Origin of the sequence: Massilia sp. Root335, from assembly GCF_001425685.1 — a bacterium.
Taxonomy (GTDB): domain Bacteria; phylum Pseudomonadota; class Gammaproteobacteria; order Burkholderiales; family Burkholderiaceae_D; genus Telluria; species Telluria luteola.
On the sequence record NZ_LMCY01000010.1, the window covers coordinates 73,819 to 74,068 of the forward strand.

The window sequence follows — 250 nt, forward strand, 5'->3', positions numbered from 1 at the left end:
TGCCCAGATGGACGGCGCGATCCTGGTGTGCTCGGCCGCTGACGGTCCGATGCCGCAGACCCGCGAACACATCCTGCTGGCTCGCCAGGTGGGTGTTCCGTACATCATCGTGTTCCTGAACAAGTGCGACCTGGTCGACGACGCGGAACTGCTGGAACTGGTCGAAATGGAAGTGCGCGAGCTCCTCTCGAAGTACGAGTTCCCGGGCGACGACCTGCCGATCATCAAGGGTTCGGCTCGTATGGCGCTG

At 62.8% G+C, this 250-nt stretch carries 1 protein-coding gene; it reads left to right on the forward strand.

Annotation, left to right across the window (positions count from 1 at the left end; all coding sequences use genetic code 11):
* Positions 1 to 250, forward strand: a 250-nt coding sequence (locus ASC93_RS31940; RefSeq protein WP_229412644.1) for a GTP-binding protein, incomplete at both ends; no start/stop codon positions are given.